General features: G+C 68.3%; 7 protein-coding genes. 5 read left to right on the top strand and 2 right to left on the bottom strand.

All coding sequences use genetic code 11. The features are described 5' to 3' along the window. Nucleotides 1-96 precede the first annotated feature (96 nt). From ACN6O8_RS25955 to ACN6O8_RS25975, 5 genes are all read left to right on the top strand, one after another. Nucleotides 97-618 carry an RNA polymerase sigma factor gene (locus tag ACN6O8_RS25955; RefSeq protein ID WP_427993831.1) on the top strand — a complete coding sequence of 174 codons (522 nt, stop codon included), beginning with the start codon at nucleotides 97-99 and terminating at the stop codon, nucleotides 616-618. Continuing rightward, entirely contained in the window at nucleotides 611-1,543 is a 933-nt protein-coding gene (locus tag ACN6O8_RS25960) for a FecR domain-containing protein (RefSeq protein WP_427993832.1), read from the top strand. Before ACN6O8_RS25955 ends, ACN6O8_RS25960 begins: the two co-directional genes overlap by 8 nt. Before the next feature lie 99 nt (nucleotides 1,544-1,642). Further along, the gene (locus tag ACN6O8_RS25965; RefSeq protein ID WP_427993833.1) at nucleotides 1,643-4,099 is read left to right on the top strand and encodes a TonB-dependent siderophore receptor; all 2,457 of its coding nucleotides are present in this window, start codon (nucleotides 1,643-1,645) and stop codon (nucleotides 4,097-4,099) included. A gap of 7 nt (nucleotides 4,100-4,106) precedes the next feature. Beyond that, nucleotides 4,107-5,054 carry an alpha/beta hydrolase gene (locus ACN6O8_RS25970; RefSeq protein WP_427993834.1) on the top strand — a complete coding sequence of 316 codons (948 nt, stop codon included), beginning with the start codon at nucleotides 4,107-4,109 and terminating at the stop codon, nucleotides 5,052-5,054. Between the two features lie 131 nt (nucleotides 5,055-5,185). Further along, nucleotides 5,186-5,746: a PIN domain-containing protein gene (locus tag ACN6O8_RS25975; protein ID WP_427993837.1), complete on the top strand. Its 561-nt coding sequence runs from the start codon at nucleotides 5,186-5,188 to the stop codon at nucleotides 5,744-5,746. Nucleotide 5,747: 1 nt separating this feature from the next. Here the strand turns inward: ACN6O8_RS25975 and ACN6O8_RS25980 are convergent, their stop codons facing one another. Both ACN6O8_RS25980 and ACN6O8_RS25985 read right to left on the bottom strand, forming a co-directional pair. Further along, nucleotides 5,748-6,965 (bottom strand): threonine ammonia-lyase, encoded by a 1,218-nt coding sequence (locus ACN6O8_RS25980; RefSeq protein ID WP_427993835.1) that lies wholly within the window; start codon nucleotides 6,963-6,965, stop codon nucleotides 5,748-5,750. A gap of 15 nt (nucleotides 6,966-6,980) precedes the next feature. Next, nucleotides 6,981-7,709 (bottom strand): hypothetical protein, encoded by a 729-nt coding sequence (locus tag ACN6O8_RS25985; protein WP_427993836.1) that lies wholly within the window; start codon nucleotides 7,707-7,709, stop codon nucleotides 6,981-6,983. Between the last annotated feature and the right edge of the window lie 331 nt (nucleotides 7,710-8,040).

Here is an 8,040-nt window from a genome sequence, read left to right on the forward strand (position 1 = left end):
CTTCCCCATAACCGTCCGGCCCCGGCCCGCTTCCCAGGCTGGCACGCAACATATAGAATTGCGTCTGATTCTTATTCTCAAATCATTTTCCTCAACGTGGAAGTGCCCTCAACGCCTGCGGTAGCCGACCGCAACGTGGTCGCGGCGATGTACCGCGAGCACCACGCCTGGCTGTTCGCCTTCATGCGGCGCCAGACGGGCGGCCACCCGGCCGACGCCTGGGATCTGGTGCAGGACACCTTTGAACGCCTGCTGCGCCAGACCTACCTGGACCCGCGCGGCTGGAACCGCGGCTACCTGGCCACCATCGCCCGCCGCCTGCTGATCGACCGCCACCGGCGCCGCGAACTGGAGGCCGCTTACCTGGCCGCGCTGGCGCGACAGCCCGAGCCGCTTTCCCCGTCGCCCGAAATGCTGGCGCAGGTGTCGCAGCAACTGCTGGCCGTGTGCGCGGTGCTGGACCGCATGCCGCGGCGCATGCGCGAGGTGTTCCTGCTGGCACGCCTGCAAGGCCTGTCCTACGAGGCGATCGCGGGCCGCCTGCACATCACGGTCAACGTGGTGCAGAAAGACATGGTCCAGGGCTGGCAACGGCTTTATCACGCGCTCGATGTCTAGGCGCCAGCCCGATGTGGTCGCGCAGGCCGCCGGCTGGCTGGTGCGCCTGGAACAGGACGGCAGCGCCGCCACGCGGCAGGCCTGGCAACGCTGGTACGAGGCGTCGCCCTCCCACGCCAAGGTCTGGCGGCGCTTCGCGCTGCTGCAGGACGCCGTGCCCGCCAGCGGCGACGCCGCTGCCGCCGCGCTCAGTGCCATTGACTTGCGCCACACGCGCCGGCGCGCGCTCAAGCTGCTGGCGGCCGGCGCCGGGATCGCGGGGGGCGGCCCGCTGCTCTATCGCCAGACGCAGGGAGCGGGCTGGTTCGCGGCTTACCGTAGCGCCACCGGCGAACAGCGCAGCCTGGCGCTGAACGACGAGGTGGCGCTGATGATGAACACCGGCAGCGCGCTGGACCTGAGACAGGACGGACGCCGCCTGGACATAGAACTGCACGACGGCGAGATCATGCTGGACACACGCGCCGCGGACTCGGCGCTGCGGGTGCTGACCCGCGGCGGCTGCATCGTGCCGACACGCGCTCGCCTGGTGGTGCGCGCGCAAGGCCCGCAGACCCGCGTGGCGCTCGATGCGGGAGAGGCCGCCGTCACCACCCGGGGCGATCTCAGCCTGAACCTGCGCGCAGGCGACGTGCGCCGCTTCTCGGCGCACGGCATCGAGGACGAGGCCGGCTGGGCCGGGCGCGAGTTCGCCTGGGTGCACGGCATGCTGATTGCCGACGATATGCCGCTGAAGGCGTTTCTCGCAGAACTGGCACGCTATCGGCCGGGCCTGCTTCAGTGCGACGAGCGCGTGGCCGCCCTGCGCGTGACCGGCAGTTTCCGCCTCCAGGACACAGACCAGATCCTGGGAGCGCTGGCCGCCTCGCTGGGCTTGCGGCTCCGGTATCGCACGCGCTACTGGGTGCGCGTCGAATCAGCCTGACTTTGAAACATAATGTAAATATCCGGCAGGTTCCCGGCGCCCGCTCGTTAGGACTGGTTGAAACCCGCTGCGCGGGCCCCAACCGAAGAACCCATACCGATGTCCCAACGAATCTCTCCCGACGGCGGCCGGGTCCGCCGCTTCAAGCCAGCCACGCTTTGCCTGGTGCTTTACGCCGCCGCGCTCGCCGCGACGCCGCTCGCGCGGGCGGCGGAAAACGCCTCGGTGGATATCACGTTGCCAGCGTTGCCCCTGCAGGACGCGCTCCTGCGGCTGGGCCAGGCCGCCCGCGTGACCATCATCAGCGCCCCGCCGCTCACGGCCGGCAAGCAGGCGCCTGCCATGCGCCTGCAGGGATCGGTGACGGACGCGCTGCGGCAGTTGCTGCGCGGCAGTGAGCTGCGGGCGCTGCCCAACGCCAATGGCGAGGGATACCGCATCGAACGCGCGCCAGAGCCCGTGGGCGCAGGCGCGGCCATGCTGCCCGGCGTAACGGTGACCGGCCAGGGCATGGGCGACATCGGCCCACTGACCCTGCACAGCAGCGTGGGCACCAAGACCGACACGCCGCTCATCGAGACAGCGCAATCCGTGTCCGTGGTCAACCGCGAGCTGATGGACATGATAGGCGCCAAGAACACCGCCGAAGCCCTGCGCTACAGTGCCGGCGTCGCGGTGGGCTCGTATGGCGTGGACAGCCGCGTCGACGAGATTTCCGTGCGCGGCTTCCGCACGGGCAGCTTCGCCAACAACCTCTACCTGGACGGCCTGCGTCCGCCGGGCAGCAGCAGCGGCGCCACCGCCTCGGCCACCCAGTTCGACGGTTTCGGCCTGGAACGGGTCGAAGTGCTGCGCGGCCCCTCGTCGGTGCTGTACGGCCGGATCGCGCCGGGCGGGCTCGTCAACGTGGTGAGCAAGCGGCCCACCGACTACGCGCGCGGCGAGATCGGGGTCGGCACCGACAACGACGGCCTGGCCCGCCTGAACGCCGACGTCAGCGGGCCGATGGACGAGTCGGGCGAATGGCTGTACCGCGTGGTGGGCACCGCCTATCACGCCAACACCCAGGTCGACTTCGTGGAGCTGAACCGCGTGATGCTGGCGCCCAGCCTGACTTGGCAGCCGTCGGCCCGCACCTCGGTGACCCTGCTGGCCAACTATCAGCAGGACCGCGGCGGCAGCACCTACCAGTTCCTGCCGTCCCACGGCACGTATCATGCGACGGAATATGGCCGCTTCGGTTCCGACCGATTCCTGGGCGAACCCGGCTTCAATCGCTACGACCGCACGCAATACGCCATCGGCTATGAATTCAGCCATGCCCTGACCGACCGGGTCAAGCTCGGCCAGAAGCTGCGCTACATGCGTGTGGATACCGACAACGCCGGCGCCTCGCGCCAGGGCGACCTGCAGGCCGACGGCCGTACGCTGCGACGCACGGCGTCCAGCAACCAGATCCGCTCGGAAGGCTTCACGGTCGACAACAACGCCCAATTCGATTTCGGCCTGGGCCGGACCGAACACACCCTGCTCACGGGCCTGGACTATCGCACCCAGACCATCCGCGTGGCGCAGGCGTCCGGCCGGGTTTCCTCGCTCGACGTCTTCGAGCCTGTCTACGGCAGCCCCGTCGTCATGGGCGCCATGACGCCCAGCCGGCGCAGCGACAGCGCGCAGACCGGCATCTACGCGCAGGATCAGATCCGCTGGGGCCCATGGGCCGCCACGCTGGGCATGCGCCACGACTGGTCGCGGGACAATTCGCTGGTGCGCGCCACCGGCGCCAAGACGCATTACGACGACGAAGCCACCACGTGGCGCGCCGGCGCGGTCTATCTGTTCGAGAACGGCCTGGCGCCCTACGCCAGCTACGCCACCTCGTTCGAGCCGGTCAACGGAGCCGGTTTCGAGGACCGGCCCTTCAGGCCGACCGAGGGCAAACAGGCCGAGATCGGCATCAAGTACCAGCCGCCGGGTTCGCGCAGCATGATTACGTTCTCGGCGTATGAAATCAGGCAGCAGAACATCACCACGCCGGATCCGGATCCCACGCATTTGTGCAACGGCAGCCAGTGCCAGGTCCAGACCGGGGAAGGCCGCGTCCGCGGCCTTGAACTGGAGGGAAACTTCACGCTGAGCGACAACGTCACGGTCGTGGCCTCGGCGACGTTGATGCGCAGCGAAGTCACCAAGAGCAACGGCGCGGAGCAGGGCAACGAACTGCCGCGCGTGCCGCGCCGCAGCTACAACCTGTGGCTGGACTATCGGCTGCCGCGGGACATCGCCCCGGGCCTGAGCCTGGGCGCCGGCCTGCGTCATACCGGCAGCAGCTACGGCGACACCGCCAACGAGTATCGCAGCCCCGCGGTGAACCTGATCGACGCCGCCATCCGCTACGATCTGGGCGCGGTCTCTGCCAGCCTGAAAGGCCTGAAACTCTCCCTCAACGCCAGCAACCTGACCGACAAGGAATATCTGGCAAGCTGCTCGGGCAGCGCTAGCTGCTATTACGGCGCGCGGCGCAATATCTCGGCGAACCTGAACTACACCTGGTAGGCCTGCCATGAAAAACAAGATCCCGCGTCCGATTTCCGCCGCCGTGCTGGCGTGCATCCTGGCCACGGCGGCGCAAGCGCCGGCGGCGGCGGCCGACGCCCCGCTGCGTCCGGGTACGCAGCCGCTGGGAGAAACCGTGGCCGACCGTCCCTCGACGGTCTACCGGTACGAAACGCACAATCTGGATTCGGACGACGGCAAGCGCCACTACCGCATCCAGATCGCCATCCCCAGGAAGGCGCCCGATAGCGCGGGCAGCCCGGCGCTCTACATGCTGGACGGCAACGCCGCCCTGGCCACGCTGACGCCGGCCGACCTGGACAAGCTGGGACAGGGCCGCGCGCCGGTGCTGGTGGCGCTGGGCTACAACGTCGACACGCGCAACGACGTCGTAGCGCGGGCCTATGACTACACGCCGCCGGTATTCGTGAATGGCAAGCCCGTGCCCGACCCCGTGGTGCGCGGCCGCGTCGGCGGCGGCGCCGACATTTTCCTGGAGTTCATCCACGCCAAAGTCAAACCGCTGGTGCGCGAACGCGCCGCCATCGACCCGGCGCGCGAATATCTGTGGGGCCATTCGTACGGCGGGCTCTTCACGCTGCACGTGCTCTTTACGCAGCCGCAGGCCTTCGCCCGCTACATCGTCGGCGACCCCTCGGCCTGGTGGCACGACGGCGCGCTGATCGAGGAATGGCGGCGGTTCGACGCCCGCAAGGCCGCCGGCAAGCGGGTGGCCATCCTGGTCGGCACCAAGCCGCGCGATCCCAATCGTCCCATGCCCGGCGGCGCCGCCCCCGCCACGGGCGAGGATACGCGCGCCGCCGTGCGCGAGATGGCCCAGGGCCTGAAGTCGGCGGGCGCCGACGCCAGCTACGAAGCCTTCCCGCAGTTCGGCCATGGCGAGATGATCCGGGCGTCGCTGGAACGCGCGCTGGAGGTCGCGATTCAGCCTTGAAGACCGGGGTTCCGGCGGATGCGCTTACACTGCACGGTCGCGGCCTCGTCCCGGCCGCTCCGAACGCACCGCCCGCCTTGACCATTCCGAACGCCAATCCGCCCTTCATCGTCCTGGACGCCTGCGTCCTCATGTCCGGCATCCTGCGCCGCCTGCTGCTGCGCCTGGCCGAAGCCGGCGTGTTCCAGCCGGTCTGGACCGAACGCATCGGCGAGGAGTGGCGCCGCAACGCCTGCCGCATCTGGGACATCCCGCCCGAGGTGATGGCCGAATTCTGGGCCGAGATGAACACCCGCTTCCCGCAAGCCACCGAGCCGGACACCCAGGTCTACGAGGCGTCGTTGCGCTACAGCGACCCCAAGGACTTCCACGTCATCGCCGCCGGCCTGGCGCGCCGCGCCCGCTGCGGCTTGGCGCAAACGCCGGTGGTGCAGGTGCTGACCTGGAACCTGAAGGATTTCAATCGCTCGGAACTGCGCCGGCAGGGCCTGGACGTGTACAACCCGGACCGCATGCTGGCGCAATGGTGGCAGGACGGCGCCGACCGCATGCGCGCGGCGATCGCGCAGATCCCGGCGGATTACGTGGCGCTGGGGCGCGAACCCGAGCCGCTGGCCGCGACCTTGCATCGCGAGCGGCTATACCGCCTGAAGAATCAGGTGGGACGCGATCCCGAACTGGGCCGCGCCTGACTCAATGGTCGTGGTTGCTGGCCGCGAAACCGGCCGCGTTCAGGATATCGATCACTTCCTGGATGTGCTCCGGGCCGCGCGTCTGCAGCACGAAATCCACTTCCACGTTGCGCACCGGCAGTGAGGTAAAGGCGCGCTGGTGATGCACTTCGGTGATATTGGCCTGGGCGTCGGCGATCAGCTTGGTGGCGTGAGCCAGCGCGCCCGGCAGGTCGCGCAGGTCGACGCGGATGCGGGCCAGGCGGCCGGCGCGCACCATGCCGCGCTCGATCAGCTCGCCCAGCATCAGCGGGTCGATGTTGCCGCCGGTCAGCACCAGGCCGATGCGCTTGCCCTTGAAGCGCTCGCTGCCCGCTTCCTGCGCGCGCAACAGGGCCGCCAGGCCGGCCGCGCCGGCGCCTTCGACCACGGTTTTCTCGATCTCCAGCAGCACCACGATGGCATGCTCGATGTCGGCCTCGCTGACCAGTTCGATGTGATCGACCAGCTTGGCGACGATGGGCTGCGTCAACGCGCCGGGCGACTTCACCGCGATACCTTCGGCGATGGTGTACTGGCCATGCGGCATGGAGACCCCCTCGACCGCCGCGTACATGGCCGGAAAGCGTTCGGTCTGCACGCCGATGATCTCGATGCCGGGCTTGAGCGCCTTGGCCGCGGTGGCGATGCCCGCAATCAGGCCGCCGCCGCCGATGGCGATCACCAGCGTGTCCAGTTGCGGCTGGTCTTCCAGCATCTCCAGCGCCACCGTGCCCTGCCCCGAAATCACGGCTTCGTCGTCATAGGGGTGGATCATGATCAGCCCGCGCTGCCTGGCCAGCTCGTAGCCATGCGCCTTGGCGTCATCGAAGGTATCACCGGCCAGCACCACCTCGGCGCCAAAGCGGCGCGTGTTGGCGACCTTCACAGTCGGCGTGAAGCGCGGCATCACGATCACCGCGGGCACGCCCATGCGCTGCGCATGGTAGGCCACACCCTGCGCGTGGTTGCCGGCCGACACGGCGATCACGCCCGCGCGGCGTTCCGCCTCCGACAACGTCAACATGCGGTTGAGCGCGCCGCGCTCCTTGAAGCTGGCGGTGAACTGCAGGTTCTCGAATTTCAGCCAGATCTCGGCGCCGAAGATGTCGGACAGCGTGCGCGACAGGGTGAACGGCGTCTTGAGCACCTGGCCGCGCAGATTCTCGCGGGCAGTCTGGATGGAAGCGATATCGATCACGATGGAAAAATCCTGTTAGCGCACCGGCAGGAAATTGAACAGCAAAAGGCCTTGCGCATAGTTGATGCCGATGCGCCGGGAGTTCTCGCCCAGCAGGTTGGCGATCAGGTCGAGCCGGCCGATGATAGCGCCGAACTCGCGCTCGAAACTGAGGTTGGTGGCCTGCGGCGACATCTCATTGGCCAGCAGCAGCGGCTCGCCCTGGTTGTTGCGGCGCGACGCCAGCAGCCAGGCGGCCGCCTCGACGTTCCGTGCGGCATTGTAGACCCGCTGCCCGTCGAGCGCGTCGGTGGCGTACAGGCGGGTCTTGCCGTTGTGGGCGGCAATGATGGTGTCGGCCAGCCCGTAGATGAAGGCGCCCACGCGGTCGCCGCTGTAATTGGGATCGAGCGACACCGCCAGGATCTGGATGTCATGCAGGCCGGCCAGGTCGGCCGGCGGAATGCGCACCTCGATCGCATGCTTGACCCGCGATACCGCGGTGGCGTGGTCGGGCGCGCCGGTCTTGCGCCATTCGCGCGGGTTGCGCCGGTAGAGCTTGTCCAGCAGGCTGTAGAGGCTGGCCAGGTTGTCGCGCACTTCAAGAGTGACAGTGCGGTTGAAATCGGTCTGCACCAACTGGTCTGCCGACATGCCTTCGCCCTTGGGCGCCCCCTGCCCCGGCCCCGGGGCGGACATGCATCCGGCCAGCAGCGTTCCCAGCAGCACGGCCGCCAGCGTGGCGCATCCTTGCCCTCGCGTCATGCTCGGCCCATCCGAATCCCCCTTTTCGTGGCGCCCTTGCCGGCTCACGCCGTGCGGGCGTTGGTATCACGCGCAAGACTTTACCGTAAGGCGCGCGAAGATGGGAGATACCCGGTATTCGAAGACGAAAGAAGATGAATCAAGGCAGCAGCAAGGCAAAAAAAACGGCGCCTGACGGCGCCGTTTTGCTCACGCGGAAAGGCAGGCCTTATTCGGCTTGCGGTTCCGCTTGCGGGGCGGCTTCGGCAGCCGGCTGCTGCTGCTCGATGCCGCCGATCGCCTTGATGGACAGGCGCAGGCGGCCCTTGTCGTCGGCCTCGATGACCTTGAC

It is taken from the genome of Achromobacter sp. (genome assembly GCF_050285565.1).
Classification (GTDB): domain Bacteria; phylum Pseudomonadota; class Gammaproteobacteria; order Burkholderiales; family Burkholderiaceae_B; genus Achromobacter.

What these genes read in the sequence shown, in the direction of transcription:
- ACN6O8_RS25960 (WP_427993832.1), top strand. Translation starts at nt 611, where the DNA reads ATGTCTAGGCGCCAGCCCGATGTGGTCGCGCAGGCCGCCGGCTGGCTG.
- ACN6O8_RS25965 (WP_427993833.1), top strand. Translation starts at nt 1,643, where the DNA reads ATGTCCCAACGAATCTCTCCCGACGGCGGCCGGGTCCGCCGCTTCAAG.
- ACN6O8_RS25970 (WP_427993834.1), top strand. Translation starts at nt 4,107, where the DNA reads ATGAAAAACAAGATCCCGCGTCCGATTTCCGCCGCCGTGCTGGCGTGC.
- ACN6O8_RS25975 (WP_427993837.1), top strand. Translation starts at nt 5,186, where the DNA reads ATGTCCGGCATCCTGCGCCGCCTGCTGCTGCGCCTGGCCGAAGCCGGC.
- ACN6O8_RS25985 (WP_427993836.1), bottom strand. Translation starts at nt 7,709, where the DNA reads ATGACGCGAGGGCAAGGATGCGCCACGCTGGCGGCCGTGCTGCTGGGA.